The organism is Desulfoluna sp. (assembly GCF_030145185.1).
Classification (GTDB): domain Bacteria; phylum Desulfobacterota; class Desulfobacteria; order Desulfobacterales; family Desulfolunaceae; genus Desulfoluna.
This window is the reverse complement of sequence record NZ_JAQYWB010000012.1, coordinates 15,357-40,868: the sequence shown is the minus strand read 5'-3', so window position 1 is coordinate 40,868 and position 25,512 is coordinate 15,357. Positions and strand designations below refer to the sequence as shown.

Sequence of the window (25,512 nt, the reverse complement as noted above, 5' to 3'; positions counted from 1 at the left end):
TGCCCTTCGTTCCTCAGGGCAAACCGTAATGACACTTTAGGAAGACGAGGGTGTGGGACGGCGCGCCCGAAAACAAAACCGCCTGAGGCTTAAACCATGAGGGCGCCACGACGCCATCCCGGGCGCGCCGTGCTCCGCCGCGGCATTTACGCGATACCGGCGGGGAGATGACGCTCGTTGGGATGAATAGAATGGGTGTGTGGCATCATTCACTGGTTCTTTTTCTCGCTCCCAGGCTCCGCCTGAGTGTGGTGTGTGCAAGGCTCTGCCTTCCTGGTTTGTGATACGAAAGTGTGAGCATTGATTTACAGGTTGTCGCGTCATCCACCATGGAGGCGGAGCCTCCGAGGGGCATTCCCAAGCGGAGCTTAGGAACGAGGTCGGGTGCGACGATACAACGCGCGACGCGTGACACCCTCTCTCGCACCCAGCCTCCGCCAGTGCAGGAGACAATGATGGGAAAAGAAATTGAAACACAACTCCGCCGCGATGTGATGAGGCATCTGCTGGCGTCAGAGAGAAAAACAGTGGAGGTCAAAAAGCTCGAAGCGGTTGCCCGGCTGGCGTTGCCCCATGAAAGCGATTTTGGAGCGGCAAGCAGGCTTCATGAGCTTCTGGAATCGTTGGTGGCCGAAGGGGTTCTCAAGGCCTTTAGCAAGGTCGCTCGGGATAAGACGGGGCGGCCAACCAAGGTTGTGCGTTGTCCCACCGAAGAAGAGATGAAAAAGTTACGTGAAAATGAGGACCTTAAATCGCGGATAGAATCCACCGTGTGGGTGCCTCGCATGACGCCCGTGTCGGTTGATCCCAAGATCATCCATAATAAAAAGATCATGCAGAAAGCCATCGCAGTGAATGCCTGGCTCAAAGGGCGGCAAGGGAATGTCCCCGATATTCCTCACCGGGAAAGATCCCTTGAGATCTTTGGTGATGAAAAGGCCCTTGAGGGCGTGGCTCGTAAGCCCCTTTTTGGCGGTCGTATCTCTCTTGTAGATCTCTCCTGCTTCCATTGCCCGGAGCCTCTTCATTATGAAGCCTTTTCAAAAAATGGCGATGAGAATCAGGGGAAACCGCTGCTCGTGGTGGAGAACGCCAACACCTATTGGAGCTGCTGCCGAGCCAATGCAAAGGTGGGGCGCTTTGCCGCCGTGGTCTACGGCAAGGGCAATATGATCAATAGCCTGGAGGTTGGCTGCGAAGCGCTTTGGGCTGTTGAAGATGCCCTGGGGTCCGTTGGTGTTTACTATTTTGGAGATCTCGATCCCGAGGGGTTGACGATTCCAAAAGGATTGAGCGATAAGCGCGAAAAGGCGGGCTTGTCTACCGTCGAACCGGAGCGTTGTCTCTACGCCGCATTGATTCAGAAAAATCTCCTCACCCCCTGCAATGCCGGTCAGCTGAAACATCACGACCCGGCCTTTGCCGTCTCCTGGCTTGGGACTGAGCTGGCAGAAGCCTATCTGGTAAAAGCACCTCAGGAGCGATGGCCCCAGGAGGGACTTGGGGCGGGTGAGATTGAGATGGTTTTGCAGAGTATCGGCTTCCCGGTCAATGGTACGCAAGCATACCCTACGCGTGACGCCTGATCACCGGTGTGGGGGATATGAGGTAGGGTGCGCTTGCGCACCGCCGAAATACCGCACAGCTCATCAAGGCCGACGATTTTCTCTCGCACCCAGGCTCCGCCTGGGTGTGGGGTGTGCAAGGCTCTGCCTTGCCGGTGTGGGAGGAGAAGGTGTGTGAATTAATGCATAGGTTGTCGTGTCATCCAGCATGGAGGCGGAGCCTCCGAAGGGCATTCCCAAGCGGAGCTTAGGAACGAGAACCTGTGAGACGATGCAGCAGGTGACGCGCGACGCCCTCTCTCGTACCCAGGCTCTGCCTTGCCGGTTTGGGATGCGAAAGTGTGAGAATTAATTTACAGGTTGTCGCCTCATCCACCGTGGAGGCGGAGCCTCCGAAGGGCATTCCCAAGCGGAGCTTGGGAACGAGAACCTGTGAGATGATGCAGCAGGTGAAACGCGACACCCTCTCTCGCTCCCAGGCTCTGCCTGGGTGTGGAGTATGCACGGTTTTTTTATAATTGCCAGAGCGCAGCGACTCCTCGAACGAAGAACCAAGCACCAAGAACCAAGAACGCTTTTTCTCTTTCTGCCAGGCTCTGCCTTGCCGGTGTGAGTGAGGCTGTTTTATCTGTACATCATAACCAGTTGGAATTACTATGTGATACGAATATTACATGAGGTTACTTCGAAATGACTATCTGAGGAGGTCTCTATGGGACGCAGCAGGTACCATGTCGTTGAAGGCGGTCACACCTATTTTGTCACAAGCTCTCTCAATCGTTGGATTCCCCTTTTTTCCATTCCCGAATGCGCCCAAATTTTCATTGATTCATTAAATTGGTTGTCTCGACAGGAGCATGTAGATATCCATGCCTGGGTTCTCATGGAGAACCACACCCACCTCATCCTCTCGTCGCCCGTGTTGTCCTCTGATATGAAGCGGATGAAATCCTTTACGGCACGGCGTATCGTGGATCATTTGAAGACTCGCGGTCCGCAGTTCTGGCTGAAGGAGATGGGCGCCGGCAAGAAGGCCCATAAGGTGGATCAAAGCTACCAGGTCTGGCAGGAGGGGTTTCACCCGAAACAGATGACCTCTATGGAACAGTTGACTCAGAAAGCGACGTATATTCATAACAACCCGATGCAAAGATGGTATGTCGATGCACCGGAACACTGGCGATATTCAAGTTGCAGAGATTATCTTGGGGGTGAGGGGCTGGTTGCGATCAGTCGTACGATCTCCTGACGTGATGCGTTTTAATGCCTCAGACGTTGCGATCGCAAAAAAGAGGCCTGTCATGGTCTTCAGCATGGAGGCAGAGCCTCCGGGGGGCATTCCCAAGCGGGGCTTGGAAACGAGGACGTGTGAGGTGAGACAATGGCTGAAACGCGGCATTCTCTCTCGCTCCCAGGCTCCGCCTGGGTGTGGGGTGTGCAAGGCTCTGCCTTGCCGGTGCGGGAGGCGAGGGGCTATGAATGGGTTCACAGGTCGTCATGGTCTTCAGCATGGAGGCAGAGCCTCCGTCTGACATTCCCAAGCGGAGCTTGGGAACGAGGCCAAAGTTGCAGAGATTATCTTGGGGGTGAGGGGCTGGTTGCGATCAGTCGTACGATCTCATAACGAGATGATTTTCATTTATAATTCTCTTTGCCTGTCTTTTCGTAAAGTTCACGAAAAACGTCGGCTGCCGGCTGGACCCTTCCTTCTTCAATATCTTTTTCCCCCACGGCGATGATTTTCAGCATGGCAAGGCTCGTCTGGGTCTCCTCGTAAGAGCGAATCTCCTGGTCAATAGCTTTGGTCTCACCGTTTTGCGTAATGATCAGGGTGCCCCGGTTGCCATAAATTTCCTTGATGATATTGGCGGCATGGGCTTTAAAAGAGCTGAGGGATATTGTATTTCCAGTAAATTCCATACATGACCTCACTACATTATGACCTGTGACATGAGCTTGGCTTATAGTTGGCCCTGTGTCAACTCAGCACGGAGAGAACCCATGAAAATCCATGTCAGCTGTTATGCGGGCTACCGGGGAGAGGAGACGCCCCGGATGATTACGTTGGGTGAAAACGTAATTCAGGTGGAAGAGGTGCTGGACCAATGGCTGGCCCCCGACCATCGCTATTTCAAATGCAGGGGAGACGATGGGGGCGAGTATCTCATTCGCCACGATGTGGCCTCCGGCCAGTGGAAATTGACCTATTTCAGCCTGATAGAAAATCTATCTTCCGGCAAGACACCCCATTGAGAAGACAGAGGCACAGTAGGGGGACAGAGACTTGGAGCGCCGCACCCTACGCGCTGCTTTTTCCCCACGCATACCCCACAATATTGCGCTCCTCTTTGGAGAACTCGACGCCCACCAGGTAGGCCTCCCCGTATCCCGCGAATTTTTCGTGATACCGTTTGGCCTTGATCTGCTCCAGGGCTGAATTTGTCTCGTTTATCAGCTCCACCACCTTGAACTCAAAAACAAAGATGGTATCTTTCATCTTTAACGTCATGTCGATGCGGCCGTGGTTGGTTGTGTCTTCGGGGGTGACGTTAAGGCCGAGTGACGCAAAATAGCAGTAGAAGATGGAGGCGTAGTAGCCCTCGTAACGGGAGAGATTGTTTTTTCGGTACCAATCGTTGGGGATGGAGGCAAAAAAGCTGTGGAAGATGGCGTGCAGGGCGTCTAACTCCTTCCTGCACAGAGCCTCGTATAGGTTGCCCTTGATTCCCTGTTTTTCTTCCATGTTCTGTGAAAGATGCGAGAGTAGATAGCCTGTCAGGCTTTTTTTAACCTCTTTGTTCGGGTATTTCAGTAGATAAATGATGTCGTCGGCCACTTGCTTCTCACGGTCGATGGTGAGGTAGCCGGCCTGGAAGAGGAGGGTCGCCACGTTGATGCTTTCAATGTCAAAGCTTCCGATAAGCTCGTCGCTGGCCTGGATAGTTTCAATGGCCGGGATAAAGTATTTGCCCGTTTGGATAAGGTTGACAAGAAAGGTTGGGGTTCCTGTCTCAAACCAGTAGTTTTTGAATGCGTGGTCATTGGCGATGAAGAGGAGGATGTCAAAGGGGTTGTAAACGCTCTCACCCAGCCAGTTGAAGCCATTGTACCAGCTCTTGATCTGTTCCGGGTCACATCCAGTGAGATGGTTCTTGAAGTGGTGCTGCAGGTCAGCCTGGGTGTAGCCGCAGATGCTCCCGAATTTTTTTGAAAGGGTGATGTCTTGAAGGTTGTTCAACCCACTGAAAATGGACACCTTGCTGAACTTGGACACCCCCGTAAGAAAAACAAACCGAAGCTCTGCGTCCCGGGCCTTGATGACGGAGTACAGATCCTTTAAACCCTCACGCATCTGAACCGCTATCTCAGGGCTATCGAGATTGTCCAGAATGGGCTTGTCGTATTCGTCCACGAGCACAACGACCTTCTTACCGGATGCTTCATGGGTTTTTTCAATGAGCTCCTGAAGCCTTAAAGCGGGGTTGGTGTGGGTTGTTTTGACGCCCAGTTTTCGGCTGTTACGGTCCAGTTGATCGTGGATGGACTCCAGGAGCTGCTCTTCGGAGCGCAGGACTCCGGCGGCAAAGGTGAGGGTGATGACCGGAAACGATCTGCTCCAGTCCCAGTGATCTTCGATGGCAAGCCCATTGAACAGTTCTTTCTGGCCTTCAAAGAGGCACCGCAAGGTATCCACAAAGAGGCTCTTGCCGAATCGTCGGGGCCTTGAGAGGAAATAGTATTTCCCGTTTTCAATGAGAGTCAAGGCGATACCGGTCTTGTCGACATACACATAGTCGTCCTCTCGAATTTCACTGAACGTCTGAATCCCGATGGGGAGTTTTTTTAATGCCATGTGGGTCACCTTAGGTTGCCTGCAGGTTTTTGAACGGTAGGCTTGTCTCTCCATTGCCCCTTGCCTGTTTCTTGTTTTTATCAGATCTGAGCCAAGATTCAAATGGTTGTCCCGGTGAAAGGAAAATCAAGCAAGGACGGTGGGATATCAAATCGTGAAGGGGGCATGTTGCCGTCGGCAGCAGAGTTGTCGAGGCCGGTAGGATGCGGCTCCCGCACCTTTTAACGTTAGGCAAGCCACCGGCCACACATCCTGCCCATTTTCAATGACGCCCATCACAACATGAGCTGCAGTCGGTTTACGCAACGCTTGGCGGTGCGCACGCCGCACCCTGCAGAGGTGGGCGTTTACCGGAATTTTTGGGGTTGAATGTGATCGCAACCTGCTTTCAAGGTGGCTCACCTTGCCGCCGGAGGCTTTTTTCCCTTAAACAATATCTTTCAAATGCTCATCGATAATCGCTAAAATCTCATCCCCATACGATGACAATTTTTGCTGTCCGATGCCGGAGACGGCCAGCAACTCGATATCGTCTAAGGGCATTTTGTCGATGATGTCGGCCAGGGTGGCGTCGTTAAAAACGAGGTAGGGCGGGACGCCCGCTTCTTTGGCGGTCTCTTTGCGATAGCTTTTCAGTTTGTCCCAGAGGATGCGGGCGCCGGGGGCGACGCACACCTCTTCCATGAGGCGGGAGGCGCGACCCCGGGCCTGGGATTTTTTCCCCTTTCGTGCCGGGGAGGGGTCCTTCCGAAAGTGGATCTTCTCCTGGCCTTTTAAGACGGTCATGGATTTTTCATTGAGACGAAAGCCCCCTGTTTGGGGCTCCACGCTTAGGAGGGCGGCGGCCACCAGCTGTCGGTAGACCGATCGCCATTCGCTCTCGGAGAGCTCTTTGCCGATGCCGAAGGTGGAGACGTTCTCGTGGCCGCAGCCTTCCACTTTGTCCGTCATTTTCCCCAGCAGCACATGAATGAGGTGGCCGGAACCGAATCGCTGTCCGGTGCGGTAGACGCAGGAGAGGGCTTTCTGGGCTGCGGTGGTGCCTTCCCAGGTGTCGACGGGTGAAAGGCAGGTGTCGCAGTTGTCGCAGGGTTTTTCCAGGGTTTCTCCGAAGTAGGCCAGAAGGGCCTGGCGCCTGCACCCGGTGATTTCGCAGAAGCCCAGCATGGCGTTTAGTTTCTGGTGCTGGATGCGTTTGAACTGCTCGTTTCCATCCGAGGAGTCCAGCATCTGCCGTAAGAAGACGGCGTCGCCCAGGCTGTAGGCCATCCAGGCATCGGCAGGCAGGCCGTCGCGTCCGGCGCGGCCTGTTTCCTGGTAGTAGCTCTCCAGGTTTTTGGGGAGATCCAGGTGGGCCACGAATCGGACGTCGGGTTTGTCGATGCCCATGCCGAAGGCGATGGTGGCCACGATGATTACCTGCTCTTCGTTGATAAAGCGTCGTTGGTTTTCCGCCCGGACCTGCTGGGGCAACCCGGCGTGGTAGGGCAGGGCGGTGTAGCCCCGGTCCGCGAGCCAGGCGGCGGTGGATTCCACTTTTTTGCGGCTCAGGCAGTAGACGATGCCTGCGTCTCCGTGATGCTCCTGCTCGATAAAGTCAAGGAGCTGTTTTTTTGGGGCATTTTTTACCACGATGCGGTAGCGGATATTGGGGCGGTCAAAGCTGGAGACGAAGCGTTTGGCCTGGGTGAGGTGGAGCCGCTCGGCCATCTCTTCGCGCACGATGGGGTCAGCGGTGGCGGTTAGGGCGATCCTCGGAATTTGGGGGAATTGTTCCGCCAGGATGGCCAGCTGCATGTATTCGGGCCGGAAATCGTGGCCCCACTGGGAGACACAGTGGGCTTCGTCAATGGCAAAGAGCGAAAGGGGGGTTCGGGAGAGGAGCTCCTGGAACCGGGGTGTCATGAGTCGCTCGGGGGCCACGTAGATCAGATCCATGTCGCCCTGGACCATGGCGCGCTCCATCTGAAGGGCTTCCTGCTGGGAGAGAGAGGAGTTGAGATAGCCCGCCTTGACCCCGTTTTGCCGTAAAGACTCCACCTGATCCTGCATGAGCGCGATGAGCGGGGAGACCACCACGGCGGTTCCGGGCCTTAAAATTCCGGGGATCTGATAGCACAGGGATTTTCCCCCGCCCGTGGGCATAAGCACCAGGGCGTCACCCCCTTCAAGCAGGTTGTCGATGATCTCCCGTTGGTTGCCTCGGAAGGCTTCATAACCAAAGGTGTGTTGTAGGGTGGACTCGGGGGTTGGGTGGTGCATGAGCGGTATGCGTGCTCCTTGAAAAAAGGGGTGGGGCCCGATGGCCGTGGCTGTCTGTGTTGGTTTGAGTCTTATCAGAATCGTGGGGGGATGGCATCCTCTTTATCTCTGATATGGCCGGGGAGATGTCTGGACAGGGATTGAAGTTTGTGGAAATGTGGCGTAAAATAGCCTGTATAACCAACAATATGGGCGTTTGAGGCGGCCTCGCGGCTTTTCGCTGTGGGGTGTCGCCAATTTACGGGCTGGGTTCTGTCGACCGGCATCGATGCAAGGCGAGGGAGGCCAGGATGGGTGCATGGAAAGATATCTTTGCGATGTGGGTGGGTGTTCCTGTTGTTCTGGTTGGTCTGTCGATGGGGTGCGGGGACAGCGGCGGAAGCAGCGTCCCGGAACGGCCGCCCGGGTACAATGGGGCCACCACCCAGGCGGTAATTAGCCCGTCCAGTGCGGCGGCGATTTCTAAAACGCTCTTTGTTCAGACCCAGTCCCAGCAGAGCCTCTCGTCCGTTGAAGGGCTTTATCTGGGACAGGATCAGGGGCTTCCTCCCAGCGCGCTCCCTTTCCTGGAGCAGGGGATCTCCGCGACCAAAGGCGTCGCAGCCCCATCTCTGCCACTGACGAAGGCCCCTGTCACCAGCAGCAATACCATTGACGGTGCCTGCGGGGGAACGCTTACCCTTGCGACGACGATCGATGCAGCGGCAGGTGAGTATGACATCAAAGTCACCTATGACGCCTTCTGCTTCGAAGGGATTACTCTTAATGGCTTGTATACCCTGTCCGTTAACGCGGATGGGGACGGACTCTTCGCTGGTGCGATCGATGTGAGGTACACCCGTCATGTGGTGACGGAGCCCGAGGGGACCCAGCGCTATGAGGGGGCGCTGAAGGTGACCTGGAGCGGCGATCATATGTTGCAGACCTGGAATTATTCGGTCACCAACCTCACCACAGGTCTGGGGGCTCAGTACGCAAGCTTTGATATCAAAACAGAACTCACCGCCACCGAAGTCACCTGGACACAGACCGGACGGTTTTATCACCCTGTTTACGGGTACGTGGATGTGGCCACCGAGGTCCCTTTTGCGGCGGATGCCAGCCTGGAACTGCCCCACACGGGGTGTCTGAAAATGACCGGGGTAGCTGCCACCGGCGGGCCGGCATTCGGGTGGTTTGAGGTCTCTTCAGAGGGGTTTCAGGTGACGGTGGATGCCAATGGGGACGGAACCGTCGATGGGAACTCGGGGGTGTTGACCTGGAATTTTCTGGGGCTGCCTTAAGGGGACAGCGAATCGCTGCGCGGAAAACAAAAAAGCCTTGAAGGTGTGCACCTTCAAGGCTTTCAAAATCAAATGGTAGCGGGGAGTGGATTTGAACCACTGACCTTCGGGTTATGAGCCCGACGAGCTACCAGACTGCTCCACCCCGCAACAATGAGACGGAATATACATGGGCATTGAGCGCTTGTCAAGCAGGCGATGTGAAAAAAATGCCGTCAGATATATTCGTTAAGTAATGACTTGATTTTGCCTCTTTTTTCCTTGTCAACGGCGGTATCGTCAAGGATGATTCGAACCCGCTTGTTTCGCCCAGTCTGCCCGGACACAATCTCGATGGAGGACTTGGAAACCCCGAGAAATTTTGAAAAGAATTTAATGCACATGGCATTGGCCGCCCCGTCCACGGGCGGAGCGGTGATCTTTACCTTTAAGGCGTCGCCATGGATACCGGCCACCGTGTTTTTGGAGGATTTCGGCTGCACAAAGATGCGGAAGTAAAGGTCCCCCTGTTTCTCTTCAATGGCAAACATGGCTATCGATCAGCCCCTGTTTGAAGGGAAGCCGCGATCAGGGGCTTCAGGTCTTCGTAGCAGGTGGTTACGGGAAACTGGGGAAACTCTTCGATGACGTTGGCAGGGGGCCGGAAGAGAAATCCCTGGTCGGCTTCCTTGAGCATGGAGACGTCGTTGTACGAATCTCCGAAGGCTGTCACGTGGTAGTTGAGGCTTTTAAGGGCGATCACGGCTTTTTTCTTCTGGTCCTGCTGGCGAAGGCAGTAGTCGGTGATTCGTCCTTCGGTGTCGATTTTCAGCTGGTGGCAGAAGAGGGTGGGCATGCCGAGTTTTCGCATGAAGGGGCCGGCAAACTGCTCAAAGGTGTCGGAGAGGATGATGAGCTGCGACTGATCGCGCATCCAGGCCACGAAGTCGGCGGCGCCTTCCATGGGGTCCATGGTATCGATGACCTCGGTGATGTCGTCAAGCTTCAGGCCGTGGGCGTCTAAAATGCCCAGCCGCTTTTTCATCAGCACATTGTAATCGGTGATGTCTCGGGTGGTGAGTTTCAACTCTTCAATCCCGGTTTTTTCGGCTACGTTGATCCAGATCTCCGGGATGAAGACCCCTTCTAAGTCGGAGCAGATGATGTTCATCATGGTGTGCGGTTTCCATTTTGTGAAGGTGCCCGGCGGGGCGGTGCCTGTTAAGAAAGATCGGACCCACCCCAGGAAAAGATTCCGGGTGGACCCGATGGTAAAAACTACTCTTCGATGCGGATCAGGGCCGCCTTGCCCTGAATGATATCCAAAGCTTCGATGTCGGCCAGGGCTTGCCTCATGTCCTTTTCACGGGATACGCTGGTGAGCATCACCAGGGGCACGCTGTTTTCGTCCTTGCTCCCTTCACGTTGATGAACGGAGCGGATGCTGATGTTGTACTCTCCCAGAATACCCGAGATGCGGGAGAGGACTCCGGGTTTGTCCAGGGCCATGAAGCGAACGTAGTATCGGCAGGTGACTTCATCCATGGGAAGGATGGAGAGATCGTTCATGCGGTCGCTGTAGAAGGCAAGATAGGGAAGCCTTCGACCGGTTCCGCTGATGAGGTTGCGTGCGATGTCCACCAGATCGCTTACCACGGCGCTTGCCGTGGGCAGCATGCCCGCTCCCTGGCCGACCAGAAACATGTCGCCGGTGGCACTGCCGCAGACATTGACAGCGTTCACGGCGTGATTGACGCTGGCAAAGAGGTTGTCCTTGGGGATCATGGTGGGGTGGACGCGTGCTTCAATGGCCCCATTCGTTCGTTTGCCGATGGCCAGGAGTTTGATGCGGTACCCGAATTCATCGGCGAATTGGATATCTTCCAGGGTGACCCGGGTGATGCCTTCCACATAGATGTCGTCCAGGTTGATCTCCATGCCGTAGGCAAGGGAGTTCAAGATGGCCAGTTTGTGGGCCGTATCGTACCCTTCGATATCCAGGGTGGGGTCGGCTTCGGCAAATCCACTCTCCTGGGCCTGGGCGAGGGCATCCTCAAAGCGGGTCCCTTCGTTGGTGATCTTGGTCAGGATATAGTTGCAGGTGCCATTGAGGATACCAGCCAGGCTGTGGACGGTGTTGCCGGCCAGGGTCTCCCTCATGGTTTTAATGATGGGAATACAGCCGGCCACGCTCGCTTCAAAGGCGACGTCTACCCCGTTTTCTGCGGCCTGGCTGAAGAGTGCGTTTCCGTGGGAGGCGATGAGGGCCTTGTTGGCAGTGACGATGTGTTTGCCTTTGGCAATGGCCCGCTCAAAGCACTCCTTGGCAAAGGTTTCTCCCCCGATGAGCTCTACGATGATATCAATGTCCGGATTATCAATGACGGAGAAGGCATCGGTGGTCAGGCGGTCGCGGGAAATGGCGAGGCCTCGATCGGTCTCGATGTCAAGGTCGGCAATTCCGGCAATCTCGAGTTCAGCACCCAGTCTGGAGGAGATGAGGTCTTTTTCCTTCTCCAGCATGCGTGCGACACCCGTTCCCACGGTTCCCAGTCCAAGGATACCGATTTTGATCGTTTTCATAAGTGGGAGCTCCTTTGAGGCAGCGGCAAAACGTGATAATCTAAAAAAACAGGCCGAGGAGAAAGGAAGGGCAACTATTTGAAATTGTTTCAGTATTCCTTTTCGACGCGTTTGGCGGAAAACCATGTAAAATACAGGCATTAACTACAATATAAAGGCCTATGATGTCAAAAAAAAATGTTTCAGGGAGCTGGCGGGCCATCGGGCGATAAGGAAAAGGTTACGAAACAGGGGGATGGGTGATCGATTCCGGTTTGCTTTCACCGGAAGTCTGTGTGATGGGGGCACCTGCTTTTTGACAGACCCTCAAGAATCAGGCCGTCTTACAGCGATATTCGCCCGATCAGGTCGGGCTGGGGGGTGCCGTTTTGGTTTGACTTTTTAAAGGAATCTGTTTAGGTATGAATTTTCAAAATTACAGCCGCAAATGCGGATTTTACAGGGGATCGGCCTGTACAGGAAGGGCCACGGCGGACGCAGTGGTTTGAGCCTTACGACGGGCCATCCGATGAACCGATTTGGGAATGATCAATCTTTGGAGGAATCCCCAGAACATGAGTGAGTCGTTAACATATGTGGATGCAGGGGTCGATGTCGCCAAGGCCAAGACCCTTGTTGAATCGATCAAGAAGATTGCCAAAAAAACCAACCGACCCGGTGTGATGGGGAGTATCGGGGGGTTTGGCGGGCTTTTTTCTCCCAACTTTTCCAGTATGGAAAAGCCTGTTCTGGTGAGCTCCACCGATGGGGTGGGCACCAAGCTCAAGATCGCTTTTTTGATGGGCAAGCACGACACCGTGGGCATTGACCTGGTGGGTATGTGTGTTAACGACATCGCGGTTCAGGGGGCAGAGCCCCTTTTTTTTCTGGATTACATCTCCATGGGACAGTTGGACACTGAGATCGCCAAAGCCATTATCGAGGGGGTCGCTGAAGGCTGCCGCCAGGCACGGTGTGCTCTGATCGGCGGAGAGACCGCTGAGATGCCCGGCATGTACCGTGTCGGAGAATACGACCTGGCCGGTTTTTCGGTCGGCGCCGTGGATGATCATAAAATCGTGGACGGCTCTGAAATTCATGTGGGCCATAAGATCATCGGCATCGCCTCCACCGGCCTTCACAGCAACGGTTTTTCCCTGGTGCGAAAGATTTGCTTCGAGAAGATGAAGCTGACCGTGGAGACCCATGTGCCCGAATTCGGGCAGACCCTCGGCGAGGAGCTGCTGACCCCCACCCGAATCTATTCCGATCTGATGCAGGGGATGCTTCGCAGTAACAAGGTGGATGGTTTTGCTCATATTACCGGCGGAGGGATCGACGAGAACATTATTCGGGTGATCCCCAACGCATGCAAGGCCGTTCTTAAACGGGGCAGCTGGGATGTTTTGCCCGTTTTTTCATGGCTGCAGGCCGCGGGAAATGTGGAAGATCGCGAGATGATGCGGACCTTCAACAACGGCATCGGATTGGCTGCTGTGGTTCCCGAAGAGTCTGCCGAGGCGCTGCTGGATATGCTGGATGCCATGAATGAGAAAGCCTGGGTTATCGGTGAGATCGACAAGCGTGAAGAAGGGGCACCCCAGGTGGAATGGGTGTAGCCCTCTTGAGTGTTTAAAAAAATACGATGATGCGGCCATTTTCACCGGTTTTTTATCTGATGAAAATGGCCTTTTGTTTTTTGTAATTTGGAGAGTTGTGACCCATGAAAATACTTGCCATCGAATCGTCCTGTGATGAGACCGCCGCCGCTGTGGTGGAGGACGGGACTCGTGTTCTCTCATCTGTGGTGGCGTCCCAGATCGCGGTGCACCACGTTTACGGTGGGGTGGTGCCTGAACTGGCCTCGCGCAAACATGTCGAAGCCATCGTCCCCGTCGTGCGGGAAGCCCTTGCCGATGCGGGGATTGACCGGTCTGAACTGGACGCGGTGGCGGTGACCCAGGGACCGGGACTGGTGGGGGCGCTTCTTGTGGGGTTCTCCTATGCCAAGGCGTATGCCTGGGGCCTGGGGATCCCTTGCGTGGGGGTGAACCACCTCGAAGGGCATATGTCTTCGATTTTTTTGGGGGACAACCCCCCTGCCTTTCCCTATGTGGCCCTGTTGGTGTCCGGTGGGCACACGAGCCTTTATTATGTGACCGGACCCACCGACTATGAGTTGATGGGTCAGACCCGGGATGATGCCGTGGGCGAGGCCTATGATAAGGTGAGCAAGATGTTGGGGCTTGGGTATCCAGGCGGGGTCGTGATTGACGGGCTGGCACAGAAGGGCAACCCCAAGGCCATCGCTTTTCCGCGGCCCTATCTGGACAAGAAAGCCTTTGATTTCAGCTTCAGCGGCTTGAAGAGCGCCGTGGGGCGTTATCTGAAAGATTTCCCCGATCCTGACGAGACCCGTCTTTATGATATCGCCGCCAGCTTTCAGGAGTCGGTGGCCGTGGTGCTCTGCCACAAGCTGATTTATGCGGCCAAGGTGAAAAATTGTCGTCATATCGCTGTGGTCGGTGGCGTGGCCGCCAACTCACGCGTGCGGGCCATCGTGGCCGAGGCGGCGTCTCGGAACCACCTCTCCTTTCACACCCCGGAGCTTCAGTATTGCGGTGACAATGCCGCCATGATCGGTGCCATCGGGTACCACCGAAGGGTGGAAGGATGCGCGTTGGGGCTCAATGAAGATGCCTATTCCCGCGCCAGGCTTCCGTCCAACAGCAAACATAAATAATCGGGCTTGATTTTGTACAATCCTATAAGACGAGGGGATCTTTTTTAAAGGATCACCGGATCGCATGGGGTTGTACTTTATTCTTGACCAGACAGCCTCCCGTCACGTAGAGATGTGCCGGGTATTTTGAGACTGTTTGTTTTGCGACGTATCTTCCATCAGTGTTTTTTCATGCGATGTATGCTTTCTTTCAGAGTTGTTCCCAAGTCGTACACACACTTGCATTTCAGGCGAATAGCACAAAATAGCCATGCTTTAAGGGGCGCAGGATCATCACGCCCATTTTTTTAACCGGATCAATCAGGGGTAGGGAAACGCAGTGTCTGACGTAGAGAGCAGAGATCAATTCGGAAGCCGGATCGGCTTCATTCTGGCATCGGCCGGATCGGCCGTGGGCCTTGGAAATATCTGGAGGTTTCCCTTTGTGGCCGGGGAAAACGGCGGCGCGGCCTTTGTGTTTATCTATCTGTTGCTGGTCTTTTGCATTGGCATGCCGGTGATGCTCGCGGAGTTCGTGGTGGGGCGTCGCGGCCAGGGAGACCCCGTGGGGTCGCTTCGTCGGGTGGCCGGAAAGCTCTTTACCCCTTTGGGTGGCATGGGCATCGTGGCGTCTATGATTATTTTGAGCTTTTATGCCGTGGTCGGCGGGTGGACCATCAAGTACACCTTCGACGCATTGATCGGCGCCCTGGGAACCGATGTTGAATCGGCTGGTGCCGTCTTCGGTGCCTTTGTGGAAAACCCATCCTCGGTTATTTTCTACCAGGCCATTTTTATGCTGGGGACCTATGGGGTGGTGGCTCGTGGGATTGGCAACGGCATTGAAAAGTTCTGCACCATTTTTATGCCAATTCTTTTTTTGCTTCTCATTGTCCTGGCTGTTCGCTCCGTGACCCTCCCCGGGGCATCGGAAGGGCTTGCATTCTATTTGAAACCTGATTTTTCCAAAGTGAACGGTGCCACGATTCTCGCCGCCCTGGGTCAGGCCTTCTTCTCTCTGTCCATCGGGATCGGGGTCATGCTGACCTATGGCTCGTATTTCAAAAAATCGGAACCCCTCGTGAGCCCCGCCTTTCAGATCTGTTTTCTGGACAGCTTCGTGGCTTTGATCGCGGGTCTGGTCATCTTTCCCGCCGTGTTCGCCTTTGGCTTTGAGCCCGGTGCAGGCCCTGGCCTCACCTTCGTGACCCTGCCTGCGGTCTTTACCAAAATGCCCGGTGGCTCCTTGTTTGCGGTGCTGTTCTTTTTTCTTCTGGTGATCGCTTCCCTGACCTCTTCCATGAGTCTCTTGGAGGTGATCAGCGCCTATTTTGTGGATGAGCGCAAGTGGAGCCGCCGCAAGGCCACGCTCGTGGTGGCCTGTTTTACTTTTCTTCTGGGAATCCCTTCAGCCATCAGCCTGGGCGGCGGCCTGAACATTGGCGGCAAGTCCTTCCTGGATGCCATGGATTTTGTGGCCTCTAACGTGATCATGCCCTTGGGGGGCATGGGGTTTGCCCTTTTAACGGGCTGGGTGCTTCACACCATGGCCCGAGAGGAACTCTCCGGCCCGGATGGTCAGCCCTCGGCTATTTATAAGCCATGGCGCGTGATCTGCTGTGTGGTGGCCCCGGTGGCTATCGGGTGGATCTTTGTGACGGGGCTTAAGTGGTAGGAAGGCGTTAAAAAAGCGTTCTTCGTGCTTGGTTCTTCGTTCTTGGTTCGAGGAGTCGCTGCGCTCTGGCAATTATAAAAAAGCCATGCACACGCCACACCGGCAAGGCAGAGCCATGCACACGCCACACCCAGGCAGAGCCTGGGAGCGAGAGAGGGGGGCGCGCGTCACCTGCGGCACTATCTCACAGGTCCTCGTTCCCAAGCTCCGCTTGGGAATGCCCCTCGGAGGCTCTGCCTCCATGGTGGATGCCGCGACAACCTGTAAATTAATCCACACCCTTTCGCATCCCGCACCGGCAAGGCAGAGCCTTGCACACCCCACACCCAGGCGGAGCCTGGGAGCGAGAGGAGGAGTCGCGTGTCGCGGGTTGTATCGTCTCACACTTCCTCGTTCCCAAGCTCCGCTTGGGAATGCCTCCCGGAGGCTCTGCCTCCATGATGGATACAGCCACAACCCGTTCCCAAACCGGCAAACAAAGCCTTGCACACACCTTTTTATGCCTCCTGATGGCCCAGGGCTCTGCGGATAAAGGTCATGATTCCCTGGATCATTTTTTCGTCGTTTTCAAGGGCGTCTTCTCCTGCAAAAATTTTCATCCGCTGTGAATAGTACTCGGAGGAGTAGGCGTATTGGAGCATCACGAGGATGTTGTCCATGCAGAAGGCGGCGGTGAATTCATCCACATCAGAGGCGATGAGGCCCGTATCCCGTGCTTCTCGAAGAAGAGAGCGGTAGTAATGTGCCGTGACGGTTTCGAGCTTGCCGGAGAGCTGGCAGGAGAGGTGGGACAGCCCCTCTGATGTGAGCTCCTGGTAGATCTGGTTGAACTCAGGGTAGAGGCGGGCGTAGACCTGCACGGCTCTGAGCAGCCGCTCAAACTTGTCGAAGAGGGTTCCCTCCTCAAGATCTGTGGCGTCCAGAATGGCTTCGATGAGATGGTAGCTGAGGTCGTTTAAGGTGAGAAACAGGGTCTCTTTGGAGGCAAAATAGTTGTACATGGAGCCGATGCTGATGCCGGCGGTTTTTGCGATGACGTTGATGTTGGCCGATGAGAATCCCCGCTTTGCAAACTCTTTGGCGGCGGTCCTCAAGATGCGTTCCCGTTTTTCAACGGGGATTTTTCCGAAGGCCGTTTTGAAATGGGTCTCTTCGAGTTTTTCTATGATGTCGGATGCCGGAAACGCTGGCTTCATGATGGGGTCTCCTTGCGTATGGCCTCGGTGCTCTGGTCTGCCTTAAAATGGGAATGGGTGTTGACAACCTCTCAAATTTATTCAATGATTGCTCAGTGAGTGATTGCTCACTCTATAGCGTAGCACGGCCCGGTATCCACGTAAAGGCGGGCAGGCGAAAGCCTCTCTGCCAAGACGATGTTGAGATGGGAGATGTGTCTGGGTGGAGCCATGGGTGATGACAACCTTTTTTGAAAAAGGAGGGGTATGTCCATGGAGTACCAGCGCGTGAAAGCCAATCTCAACCTCCATGCCGTCTTGCGAAATCTCGAAACCCTTGTGGCGTGTGATGACAAGGCGGCGGAGCTGATTAAATCGTGGGAGGTGACCCTCCAGTTTTCTGTGCTTCGGGGGCCGGCGCTCTACCTTGAATTTCAAAACGGACGATGCCGGGCCGGGGAAGGCGTCCACCACGCACCGGATGTACGCCTTTTTTTCCTTTCGGCCAGACATCTCAATCGCATGATGGACGGAAAAGCCTCTCCAATCCCCTTGAAAGGGTTCACCCGTCTCTCCTTTCTCACCAAAGAATTCCCCAAGCTGACCGATCGCCTCGAATATTTTTTGAAACCTGATGAAGCCCTCCTTGCTGATGACGCCTTTTGCGAAATCAACACCCGCCTTAACCTGGGCGTGGCCGCCTATGCCGTGCGTGAGTTGGCCACCACGGATTCCATGGGCCGGCTTAACGCCGCCTCCATGCCGGAGGGGACCCTTTCCATTCGCGTGCTTCCCAACGGACCGTCTGTGTCCATTGTCAAAGAGAACGGAGGGTACGCTGTGGGCAAGCCAAACCCGGAAAACCCCATGGCAGTCATGAGTTTTCGGGACATGGGCGTGGCCAATGACCTGATGAATGGTAAATGCGATGCCTTCGCCGCCCTGGCGAAAGGGGATGTCTCCATGAAAGGCAAAATCCCCATGATCGAAGCGGTCAACCTCCTGATGGACCGCATCCCCCATTATTTAGGGTGAAAATATCACATCAAAATGTGAGGTGACCATGGACACATACCGTTATGCGCAGTCGCAGGCTCTATTTGACCGGGCCGTTAAGGTGATCCCCTGTGGTGTTCCGGGCCATATGAGCCCGGCGGTGAACATTCCTCCTTCGGCGTATCCCATTTATGCAGCCCGGTCGGAAGGGGCCCGGTTTTGGGATGTGGATGGCAATGAGTTCATTGATTACATGTGCGGGTATGGCCCTATGATTCTGGGGTATGGAAATCCGGTGGTGGATGAAGCGGCGCAGCGTCAGAGCTGGGAAGCGGATCTGACCATGTGCGCTTCTCCGAAGATGGTGGAATTGGCTGAGTTTCTGGTGGACATGGTGGGCTCCATGGCCTGGGCTTTTTTTGCCAAGAACGGTGGGGATGTGACGAACTATGCCACCATGGTGGCCCGAAGCGCCACGGGGCGAAAGAAGATGGTGGCCATTAAGGGCGGTTATCATGGGGTGGCTCCCTGGATGCAGGCCCTGGGGCACCCTGGGGTTCTGGCGGAGGATCACGCCCACACCCTTCGTATTCCCTGGAATGATGTGGGGGCCTTTGAACAGGTGATCGCGGAACATCCCGGGGATGTGGCCGGATTTATCGCCACCCCCTACCATGTCCCCACCTTTTACGACAGCGAGTTGCCCGAGGCCGGGTATTGGCAGAAGATCGAGGCCCTCTGCAGAAAAGAGGGGATCGTTTTGATTTTAGATGACATCCGCCATGGTTTTCGCCTCAACATGCAGGGGTCCCACGTGCATTACGGGTTTACCCCGGATCTGGTCTGCTATTGCAAGGCTCTGGCCAACGGGTACCCCATCTCCGCCCTGATGGGCACCGATACCATGAAAAATGAGGCCGCCAAGGTTTTTTATACAGGCAGTTACTGGTATCAGGCCATGCCCATGGCCGCGGCCCTGGCTTGTCTGGGGGAGCTTAAGCGGCTGGAGGCCCCTGAATGGTTGCTGAAGCAGGGGGGGAACCTGTTCGGGAAGATGGAGACCCTGGCCGCCGGGTACGGCTTTCATCTTAAGGTGACCGGTGAACTCTCCATGCCCAACGTGCGCCTCACCGACGATCCCAGTGGGATGCTCCATCAGGCCTGGTGCGCGGAGTGCACAAAAAGGGGTGTTTTTCTTGCCTCCCACCACAACTGGTTTGTTTCCACCGCCCACGACGAGGAGGTGGTGGCCCGGACCCTTGAAATCTGTGACGAGGCGTTTCAGGTCATCAAAGAGGCCGCAGCCCAGGGGCGGCAGGCTTCATGAATGCGGGCTGCACCCCAGGTTCACGGGATGGGTTATTCTCGCTTTTTCAGGGTTAAAAAAATACCGCTGTGATTTGACCCGAGGCACGAGGGGCAAAGCGCTGCGGCACAACGCTTTCAAGGTGGCTCACCTTGCCGCCGGAGGCATGTTTTTCTAATGATAAGGAGAGAATCGATGGCATTGACCGATGCGGAAATCGGGGCGCTTCAAGAGCAGGCCTGGCAGCTCAGGCACGACATCATCGACGTGACGGTGTGGGCGGGAGGTGCCCATATCGGCGGGGCACTCAGCATGCTGGATATTCTGGTGCTTCTTTATTTTAATTATTTGAACATCGACGCGGACCGGCCGGAGATGGCGGATCGGGATCGGGTGGTGGTGAGCAAGGGGCACGGGGGCGTGGGGATTGCTCCGGTCCTTGCCCGCCGGGGGTATTTTGATTTTGATACGTTGAAATCCTTCAATCAGTTCGGGTCGCCTTTCGGGATGCACCTGGACGCGTCCAAGGTGACCGGTGTGGATACCTCCACCGGGTCTTTGGGGCACGGTTTGCCCATGGCCGTGGGGCTGGCTTTGGGGGCACGGGCACAGAAGAAGACGTGGAAGACTTACTGCATTCTGGGGGACGGGGAGTGCAACGAGGGGGCGGTGTGGGAAGCGGCCATGTCGGCGTCTCATTTCGGGCTGACCAACCTGGTGACCTTTGTGGATCGAAACGGCTACATGATCGACGGGGCCACGGAAGAGGTGATGTCGCTGGAGCCTTTCAGCGATAAATGGCGGGCCTTTGGGTTTCATGTTCTGGAGGTCGACGGCCATGACTTTGCCGCGCTGGCCGAGGCCATCGACGTCTCGCTCTCCGGCGAAAAGGGGCTCTGTGTGATCATCGCCCATACGAAAAAAGGACGGGGGATCGATTACATGGAAGGCAACGTGAAGTGGCATTACGGCAGTATCGACTCGACCCTGGCTGAGAAGGCCCGGGCATCTGTGGACCGCATGTACGGTAAGGCCTAAAGGAGGACGCGATGAGTGAAGTGACCGGAACCACCTGGACCGTGTACGATGCCAATTCCATGACCCAGGCAGAAATTTATGGCCACGTGCTGTGTGAAATTGGCGAGGAGCGGGCCGATGTGGTTGGGTTGACGGCGGATCTGGCGAAGTCCACCAAGATCGGGATTTTCGGCGAGAAATTTCCGGAGCGGTTTTTTAATGTGGGCATTGCCGAGCAGAATCTCTTTGGTGTGGCTGCGGGCATGGCGCTTTCCGGGTTGACCCCCTTTGTCTCCACCATGGCGGCTTTTGCCTCCATGCGGGCCTGTGAGCAGGTGCGGACGGACATCTGTTATCAGAACCTGAACTGCAAGATTATCGCCACCCATGGCGGCATCTCCTTCGGCACAGCGGGCAGTACCCACAACGCCCAGGAAGATGTGGCGATCATGCGTTCTTTTCCGAACATGACGGTGATTATTCCGGCCGACGGCATTGAAACGGCCAATGCGGTCCGCGCTTGTGTGGATTGGGACGGGCCGGTTTATATTCGGGTCGGAAGGGGCTTTGAGCCCACCTGGTACGACACGGAGGCGTATGGATTTCAGATCGGCCGGGCCGTCACCGTGAGTGAGGGCACCGACATCACCCTGATTTGCTGCGGGGTTACGGTGCTTCAGGCGGCGGAAGCGGCCAGGGTCTTGAAGGAAGAGGATGGCTTGAGCGTGCGCGTGCTGAATCTTCATACGATCAAACCCCTGGATGAGGCGGCTGTCATGAAGGCGGTTCTTGAGACCCGTCGTATTATCACCTTTGAAGAACACAACATTTACGGTGGGATGGGCAGCGCGGTGGCGGATGTGATTGCCGCGAGCGGCACGGGCTGCGCCTTTGAAAAAGTGGGTTTGCCAGATGCCTTCTCGCTGGTGGGGTATCCCGAAGATCTTTACGCCCATTACAAACTCGACACCAACGGGATGATTGAAAAGGTGCGGGAGGTCATGGGGCGGGATTTTGAAGAGGACGAAGATTGGGAAGATGAGGTGTGATATGGGCGAAAAAAGAACACTGCTTGCAACGCGTATCTTATTGAAAGCCCTGTTTCCCGTGATGAAGGTGGTGGTGACGGATGACCCGAAGATGCAGGCTCGCTTTGACGGGGTGACGGCCAGGGTCCGTTTTTCTGTGGCGGGTGAGGAGGCTCCCCTGGGGACCGACGTGGTCTTTGAGGCGGGTGCACTTTCTGTGGATGCAGCCATGGGCGGGACTCCGGATGCGGTGTTCCGTTTTAAGAGCGCCGATAAATTCAACGCCTTTATGGCCGGGAAACCCGTTATTCCAGGCATCAGTGGATGGAAACGACCCGGATTGATCCTGAAGATCGTCACTCTGCTTCTGGCCATGAAGATTCTGATGCCCGATGCCCGCCCCAAGCAGGAGGAGAGGCAGCGCCTGAAGGTCAAGATGATCCTTTATATGATCACCACCGCCTTGAGCCAGTACAACAAAGGGGGGGATCCGGAGATGTCTCGATGGACGGGCAAGCAGCCTGACCGCATTTATCAGATGTCTGTGGAGGGCGAAGAGATCGCCGCTTACGTCCGGGTGAAGGCTGGTAAGACCAAGGCCGGCCGGGGGATGTACACCCGAAGGCGTCCCTTTGTTCATATTTGTTTTAATGGGATTGCGGGGGCGCTTCCGGTGCTCATGGGGGATGTGGAGTTTGTTGAGGCATTGGGGAGACAGATGGTGACGGTGGAGGGCTCTCCCGAGTACGCCGCAAATTTAAATGATTACATGCAGAGAATTCAGGCCCTGATTGTCTGACCCTGTGGATGAGGTAAAAAAGTGGGGGTGCAGTGAGGGTGTGTTCTGTGTCTGATGGGGGCGTGGTTTGACAATAAGAGGAGGAGTGTATTAGTATCAAATGTTACCGGAAAGACAATTCCCCCGAGGGGGTGGCCATTTTCATCCGCACTTTTTTTAAGCCTTTACGTCCAGGGCTGTCTTCGAAAAGAAGTCTGCTCCCGGCTGGTCGGGATTAAAAAAGGACAAAATAAGGGACGTTGTGTGGATGAAAATGTCCAAGAAAAGAGGTAAAAAGGCCCGTAGGAAGAATTTGGGAAGTTAGATCCGGGCCTTTTTATTGGATGATGATTTTCAGGGAGGTATAGCATTTTTGAATCATCAACCCTTTTGTCTTTCCCCTTCGATTCCCCAACGCGGATGGGGACCGAGGTTGCTTGCAGGTGATGACTGGCTTGAAGGAGATGAAGAAGGGACGAACAACTTCATCAAAGGCCAATCAATACTGTGATACATGAATTATAAGATATTTTAGAGCAAGTCAAATTCAACGTATTTAACAAGTTTATCAATAGGATTGATAAGCCCTCCCGGGCTTTACGAGTCTTTGCAAAACCGGGAGGGACTGATTATTCGGGGCGTGCCGGGAAGGCCTTTTTGAGTCTTTTTGCGTGTTGTTTGATCAGGCAAAAAGGGCAGACATCAGGCAGGTGACGCCGTAGCCGCCAATGGTCAGCCAGCAGAAGAGGATAAGGGCCAGCCACACGGGTTTCATGCCCACACCTCTGATTCGGTTGAAGTTGGTCTCAATGCCCAGGGCGCACATGGCCATGGTCAGGATAAAAAGGTCCAGTCGGTTCCAGAAGGCCACCACCGGGGTTGGCACAACATTCAAGGAGTTGATGCCCGCGACGATAATGAAGAGAATGGCAAACCAGGGGATGGTGATTTTACCTCGTTTTCCGTCGATGGCACCTTTTTTACGTCCCAGCCAGATGCTGATGGCGATGAGAAAAGGGGCGATCAGCATGACGCGGAGCATTTTGACGATGATGGCAGACGAGGCGGCCTCAGCGGAGATGGCATTTCCTGCGGCCACGGCGTGTGCGACTTCATGGATGGTCCCACCGATATAGATCCCGAAGAGTTTCTCGCTGATGTCGTAGAAGCCTGCCTTATACAAAGCCGGGTAGAGGAACATGGTCAGGGTTCCGAAGAGGACAACTGTGGAGACGGCCATGGCACTTTTGTGCGCGTCGGACTTGAGCACCGGCTCGGTGGCGAGAACTGCTGCCGCACCGCAGATGGAACTGCCTATGGAGGTGAGGATGGCGGTCTCATAATCCAGTTTGAAGAACTTGATGCCGATGAAGCTGCCAAAAAGAAAGGTGGAGGTTGCCATGGTGATGCTCACGGCGAATCCGGCGGTGCCCACAGCGGCAATATCTTGAAAGGTGACGCGGAACCCATAAAGAATGATCCCGAGTTTCAGCAGCGTTCGTGTGGCAAAAACAATGCCGGGGACCCAGCGGGCCGGCAGGGCAATGCGAAGGGTGTTGCCGTAGATCATGCCGAGGACGATTCCGATGATCAGCGGGCTGACCCCCATTCTTTTGATGGGGGGAAACTCAGAACAGTAGATGGCTGTTGTGGCGAAGAGGGTGACGAAAAGGAGTCCGTTCATGGCTTCTTTGCGACTATCTGTTGGAAAAAACATCGGTTACCGCTCCTTTGTGTCCTGCCGGTGGCAGTCCGTTTTTAAAGCCTGAATCGTTGACGATTCGTTTTTCAGTCTCTCGCCAAAGTGAGAATACAGCTCTCCTGTCCCTGATATGACGCAGGATTAGAGTTCTTTCTCCATTTGTGGGAGGCCTTCTTGAGTCTGGTTTTTTTTATATGCCTTTCACACGAAGTTCCAGGCCGGAATTTGTGTCCTCAAATGGGGTGAAACAACATCCTGTGTCTCGTGTATCGAGCGGTTCGGACCGTTTATGGGTCGCGCTGCCCGGTGCAGAGGAGAGATAGACTGCATTTTTTTGTTCCACTCCGTGAAGGAGATGCGCTTGTTTTATGAATAGGGCTATGATAAGTCAAATTCATTGTATTTTAAAAGCTCATAAGAAAATTTGATTCAAAATGGCTATTGAGTTAAAATCCAACGTGTTGCCATGAATTGCTTGTGGACAGCACCGCAAAGAATAGAGAAAATACCGGTTTTTTTGCCGGTTTTATAGACGGAGGCAACGTTACCATGCACATGCGCATGACATTAAGGCAGCTGGAGCTCTTTTTGGCTCTGTCCAAAAGACCTCACATCGGTGAAGTGGGCAAAGAGGTCGGACTGACTCAGTCGGCTGTATCCATGGCCATCAAGTCTCTGGAAGAGATTCTGGAGACCCGGCTTTTTGATCGCATCAACAAAAAAATTGTGTTGAACGAAAACGGACGTCTTTTCCTTGGCCGGGTGGAACATTTCGTTCTGGGCCTGAAAGAGGCGGAGTCCATTTTCAGGGATGAGCATCTGCATGGGGAGATTCGTGTGGGGGTGAGCTCTTCCATTGCCAACTACATTATACCGAAGATCTTCTACAGCTTCATGCAGTCCCATGACGGGGTGAGTTTCAAGATGGATACAGGCAACACCCATGAGGTGGTGTCCCTGATTGAAAACGGTCGTGTGGATATGGGATTCATTGAAGGGGAGTACGACGGTCTGGACGTTCAGCACGAGGTTCTGGGCAAGGATGAACTCTATGTTGTCACCGGCGATGCGTCCCTGGTTCGTGAAGAGCCTTATCGCATGGAGGAACTCCTCAGTAAGCGTTGGGTTCTGCGTGAAAAGGGGTCCGGCACCCGGGAGACCTTCATGAACCATTTGGGCGATTTGTCAAAGTCCTTGAATGTCTTCATGGAGCTGGATCATACCGGGGCGGTGAAGTCTATCCTTTCTAACAGGGACACGGTCTCCTGCCTCTCCCGCTACAGCGTACAGAAAGAGTTGAAGTACGGCTTGCTGTTTCGGTTGCCGGTGGAAGGCTATTGCTTTTCGCGGTCGTTTTACACCGTCTGGCATAAAAACAAATTTATGAGCTCCCTGATCACGACCTTTATCGAGTTTACCCGAAGCTGGGACGGCATGTCCCGCTGATAGGGGGGGGGGAAGAACCTCTGTAAATTTATTTCCCTTGAAATATAGCCTGTTATCCTGTCGGAACCTTGCTTGTTCTGACAGGATAACTATGGTAATTTAACGAAAGGTGGCGGATCATCCGCTCCTTCTCCTTCTCCTTCTCCTTCCGCCCACGCGCCAT

General features: G+C 54.8%; 22 protein-coding genes and 1 tRNA gene. 14 read left to right on the top strand and 9 right to left on the bottom strand.

Annotation, left to right across the window (positions count from 1 at the left end):
* Positions 1 to 452 precede the first annotated feature (452 nt).
* The 3 genes from Q1Q75_RS05485 to Q1Q75_RS05475 all read left to right on the top strand — a co-directional run bounded on the left by Q1Q75_RS05485 (position 453) and on the right by Q1Q75_RS05475 (position 2,814).
* On the top strand, positions 453 to 1,586 hold the full coding sequence (locus tag Q1Q75_RS05485; RefSeq protein ID WP_300668170.1) for a hypothetical protein: 1,134 nt from the start codon (positions 453 to 455) through the stop codon (positions 1,584 to 1,586).
* Positions 1,587 to 1,906: 320 nt separating this feature from the next.
* On the top strand, positions 1,907 to 2,083 hold the full coding sequence (locus Q1Q75_RS05480) for a hypothetical protein (protein WP_300668169.1): 177 nt from the start codon (positions 1,907 to 1,909) through the stop codon (positions 2,081 to 2,083).
* A gap of 194 nt (positions 2,084 to 2,277) precedes the next feature.
* Entirely contained in the window at positions 2,278 to 2,814 is a 537-nt protein-coding gene (locus Q1Q75_RS05475; protein WP_300668168.1) for a transposase, read from the top strand.
* Positions 2,815 to 3,200: 386 nt separating this feature from the next.
* Here the strand turns inward: Q1Q75_RS05475 and Q1Q75_RS05470 are convergent, their stop codons facing one another.
* Entirely contained in the window at positions 3,201 to 3,485 is a 285-nt protein-coding gene (locus Q1Q75_RS05470) for an antitoxin, Phd family protein (RefSeq protein ID WP_300668167.1), read from the bottom strand.
* 81 nt (positions 3,486 to 3,566) lie between these two features.
* On the opposite strand from Q1Q75_RS05470, the gene Q1Q75_RS05465 reads away from it, so the two are divergent.
* Positions 3,567 to 3,818, top strand: a complete 252-nt coding sequence (locus tag Q1Q75_RS05465; RefSeq protein ID WP_300668166.1) for a hypothetical protein — start codon at positions 3,567 to 3,569, stop codon at positions 3,816 to 3,818.
* A 46-nt stretch (positions 3,819 to 3,864) separates the two neighbouring features.
* On the opposite strand, the gene Q1Q75_RS05460 is transcribed toward Q1Q75_RS05465, so the two are convergent.
* Complete coding sequence (locus tag Q1Q75_RS05460; RefSeq protein ID WP_300668165.1) at positions 3,865 to 5,418, bottom strand: ATP-binding protein; 1,554 nt, start codon at positions 5,416 to 5,418, stop codon at positions 3,865 to 3,867.
* Positions 5,419 to 5,844: 426 nt separating this feature from the next.
* Complete coding sequence (gene recQ, locus Q1Q75_RS05455; protein WP_300668164.1) at positions 5,845 to 7,680, bottom strand: DNA helicase RecQ; 1,836 nt, start codon at positions 7,678 to 7,680, stop codon at positions 5,845 to 5,847.
* A 290-nt stretch (positions 7,681 to 7,970) separates the two neighbouring features.
* Here recQ and Q1Q75_RS05450 point away from each other — a divergent pair, with 290 nt between their 5' ends.
* The gene (locus Q1Q75_RS05450; protein WP_300668163.1) at positions 7,971 to 8,963 is read left to right on the top strand and encodes a hypothetical protein; all 993 of its coding nucleotides are present in this window, start codon (positions 7,971 to 7,973) and stop codon (positions 8,961 to 8,963) included.
* Between the two features lie 73 nt (positions 8,964 to 9,036).
* Here the strand turns inward: Q1Q75_RS05450 and Q1Q75_RS05445 are convergent.
* From Q1Q75_RS05445 to Q1Q75_RS05430, 4 genes are all read right to left on the bottom strand, one after another.
* Positions 9,037 to 9,113 (bottom strand) — tRNA-Met (locus Q1Q75_RS05445).
* A gap of 65 nt (positions 9,114 to 9,178) precedes the next feature.
* On the bottom strand, positions 9,179 to 9,493 hold the full coding sequence (locus Q1Q75_RS05440; protein ID WP_300668162.1) for a DUF167 family protein: 315 nt from the start codon (positions 9,491 to 9,493) through the stop codon (positions 9,179 to 9,181).
* A gap of 2 nt (positions 9,494 to 9,495) precedes the next feature.
* Entirely contained in the window at positions 9,496 to 10,113 is a 618-nt protein-coding gene (gene thrH / locus Q1Q75_RS05435) for a bifunctional phosphoserine phosphatase/homoserine phosphotransferase ThrH (protein ID WP_300668227.1), read from the bottom strand.
* A gap of 107 nt (positions 10,114 to 10,220) precedes the next feature.
* A complete protein-coding gene (locus tag Q1Q75_RS05430; protein ID WP_300668161.1) occupies positions 10,221 to 11,525 on the bottom strand; it encodes a homoserine dehydrogenase in 1,305 nt (434 codons plus the stop codon).
* Positions 11,526 to 12,079: 554 nt separating this feature from the next.
* Between Q1Q75_RS05430 and purM the strand changes: the two genes are divergently transcribed.
* From purM to Q1Q75_RS05415, 3 genes are all read left to right on the top strand, one after another.
* Positions 12,080 to 13,123, top strand: a complete 1,044-nt coding sequence (gene purM / locus Q1Q75_RS05425; protein WP_300668160.1) for a phosphoribosylformylglycinamidine cyclo-ligase — start codon at positions 12,080 to 12,082, stop codon at positions 13,121 to 13,123.
* 104 nt (positions 13,124 to 13,227) lie between these two features.
* Complete coding sequence (gene tsaD, locus Q1Q75_RS05420; RefSeq protein WP_300668159.1) at positions 13,228 to 14,247, top strand: tRNA (adenosine(37)-N6)-threonylcarbamoyltransferase complex transferase subunit TsaD; 1,020 nt, start codon at positions 13,228 to 13,230, stop codon at positions 14,245 to 14,247.
* Positions 14,248 to 14,566: 319 nt separating this feature from the next.
* Positions 14,567 to 15,901, top strand: coding sequence for a sodium-dependent transporter (locus Q1Q75_RS05415; protein ID WP_300668158.1), 1,335 nt, complete (start codon positions 14,567 to 14,569; stop codon positions 15,899 to 15,901).
* A 497-nt stretch (positions 15,902 to 16,398) separates the two neighbouring features.
* Here the strand turns inward: Q1Q75_RS05415 and Q1Q75_RS05410 are convergent, their stop codons facing one another.
* The gene (locus tag Q1Q75_RS05410; protein ID WP_300668157.1) at positions 16,399 to 17,097 is read right to left on the bottom strand and encodes a TetR/AcrR family transcriptional regulator; all 699 of its coding nucleotides are present in this window, start codon (positions 17,095 to 17,097) and stop codon (positions 16,399 to 16,401) included.
* A gap of 246 nt (positions 17,098 to 17,343) precedes the next feature.
* On the opposite strand from Q1Q75_RS05410, the gene Q1Q75_RS05405 reads away from it, so the two are divergent.
* The 5 genes from Q1Q75_RS05405 to Q1Q75_RS05385 all read left to right on the top strand — a co-directional run bounded on the left by Q1Q75_RS05405 (position 17,344) and on the right by Q1Q75_RS05385 (position 22,222).
* Complete coding sequence (locus tag Q1Q75_RS05405; RefSeq protein ID WP_300668156.1) at positions 17,344 to 18,111, top strand: SCP2 sterol-binding domain-containing protein; 768 nt, start codon at positions 17,344 to 17,346, stop codon at positions 18,109 to 18,111.
* 28 nt (positions 18,112 to 18,139) lie between these two features.
* Entirely contained in the window at positions 18,140 to 19,399 is a 1,260-nt protein-coding gene (locus Q1Q75_RS05400) for an aminotransferase class III-fold pyridoxal phosphate-dependent enzyme (protein ID WP_300668155.1), read from the top strand.
* 174 nt (positions 19,400 to 19,573) lie between these two features.
* Positions 19,574 to 20,416: a transketolase gene (locus Q1Q75_RS05395; RefSeq protein ID WP_300668154.1), complete on the top strand. Its 843-nt coding sequence runs from the start codon at positions 19,574 to 19,576 to the stop codon at positions 20,414 to 20,416.
* 11 nt (positions 20,417 to 20,427) lie between these two features.
* On the top strand, positions 20,428 to 21,444 hold the full coding sequence (locus Q1Q75_RS05390) for a transketolase C-terminal domain-containing protein (protein WP_300668153.1): 1,017 nt from the start codon (positions 20,428 to 20,430) through the stop codon (positions 21,442 to 21,444).
* A gap of 1 nt (position 21,445) precedes the next feature.
* A complete protein-coding gene (locus Q1Q75_RS05385; protein ID WP_300668152.1) occupies positions 21,446 to 22,222 on the top strand; it encodes a hypothetical protein in 777 nt (258 codons plus the stop codon).
* A 661-nt stretch (positions 22,223 to 22,883) separates the two neighbouring features.
* Here Q1Q75_RS05385 and Q1Q75_RS05380 read toward each other — a convergent pair.
* The gene (locus Q1Q75_RS05380; protein ID WP_300668151.1) at positions 22,884 to 23,918 is read right to left on the bottom strand and encodes a YeiH family protein; all 1,035 of its coding nucleotides are present in this window, start codon (positions 23,916 to 23,918) and stop codon (positions 22,884 to 22,886) included.
* A gap of 462 nt (positions 23,919 to 24,380) precedes the next feature.
* On the opposite strand from Q1Q75_RS05380, the gene Q1Q75_RS05375 reads away from it, so the two are divergent.
* Positions 24,381 to 25,349: a LysR family transcriptional regulator gene (locus Q1Q75_RS05375; protein ID WP_300668150.1), complete on the top strand. Its 969-nt coding sequence runs from the start codon at positions 24,381 to 24,383 to the stop codon at positions 25,347 to 25,349.
* Positions 25,350 to 25,512: the final 163 nt, after the last annotated feature.

Bases quoted from the DNA above. Each gene is read 5' to 3' on its own strand.
- Q1Q75_RS05400 (WP_300668155.1), top strand. From the start codon at position 18,140: ATGGACACATACCGTTATGCGCAGTCGCAGGCTCTATTTGACCGGGCC.
- Q1Q75_RS05450 (WP_300668163.1), top strand. From the start codon at position 7,971: ATGGGTGCATGGAAAGATATCTTTGCGATGTGGGTGGGTGTTCCTGTT.
- tsaD (WP_300668159.1), top strand. From the start codon at position 13,228: ATGAAAATACTTGCCATCGAATCGTCCTGTGATGAGACCGCCGCCGCT.
- Q1Q75_RS05465 (WP_300668166.1), top strand. From the start codon at position 3,567: ATGAAAATCCATGTCAGCTGTTATGCGGGCTACCGGGGAGAGGAGACG.
- Q1Q75_RS05460 (WP_300668165.1), bottom strand. From the start codon at position 5,418: ATGGCATTAAAAAAACTCCCCATCGGGATTCAGACGTTCAGTGAAATT.
- Q1Q75_RS05385 (WP_300668152.1), top strand. From the start codon at position 21,446: ATGGGCGAAAAAAGAACACTGCTTGCAACGCGTATCTTATTGAAAGCC.
- recQ (WP_300668164.1), bottom strand. From the start codon at position 7,680: ATGCACCACCCAACCCCCGAGTCCACCCTACAACACACCTTTGGTTAT.
- Q1Q75_RS05485 (WP_300668170.1), top strand. From the start codon at position 453: ATGATGGGAAAAGAAATTGAAACACAACTCCGCCGCGATGTGATGAGG.
- Q1Q75_RS05475 (WP_300668168.1), top strand. From the start codon at position 2,278: ATGGGACGCAGCAGGTACCATGTCGTTGAAGGCGGTCACACCTATTTT.
- Q1Q75_RS05440 (WP_300668162.1), bottom strand. From the start codon at position 9,493: ATGTTTGCCATTGAAGAGAAACAGGGGGACCTTTACTTCCGCATCTTT.
- Q1Q75_RS05470 (WP_300668167.1), bottom strand. From the start codon at position 3,485: ATGGAATTTACTGGAAATACAATATCCCTCAGCTCTTTTAAAGCCCAT.
- Q1Q75_RS05405 (WP_300668156.1), top strand. From the start codon at position 17,344: ATGTCCATGGAGTACCAGCGCGTGAAAGCCAATCTCAACCTCCATGCC.
- Q1Q75_RS05390 (WP_300668153.1), top strand. From the start codon at position 20,428: ATGAGTGAAGTGACCGGAACCACCTGGACCGTGTACGATGCCAATTCC.
- Q1Q75_RS05395 (WP_300668154.1), top strand. From the start codon at position 19,574: ATGGCATTGACCGATGCGGAAATCGGGGCGCTTCAAGAGCAGGCCTGG.
- thrH (WP_300668227.1), bottom strand. From the start codon at position 10,113: ATGAACATCATCTGCTCCGACTTAGAAGGGGTCTTCATCCCGGAGATC.
- purM (WP_300668160.1), top strand. From the start codon at position 12,080: ATGAGTGAGTCGTTAACATATGTGGATGCAGGGGTCGATGTCGCCAAG.
- Q1Q75_RS05430 (WP_300668161.1), bottom strand. From the start codon at position 11,525: ATGAAAACGATCAAAATCGGTATCCTTGGACTGGGAACCGTGGGAACG.
- Q1Q75_RS05380 (WP_300668151.1), bottom strand. From the start codon at position 23,918: ATGTTTTTTCCAACAGATAGTCGCAAAGAAGCCATGAACGGACTCCTT.
- Q1Q75_RS05410 (WP_300668157.1), bottom strand. From the start codon at position 17,097: ATGAAGCCAGCGTTTCCGGCATCCGACATCATAGAAAAACTCGAAGAG.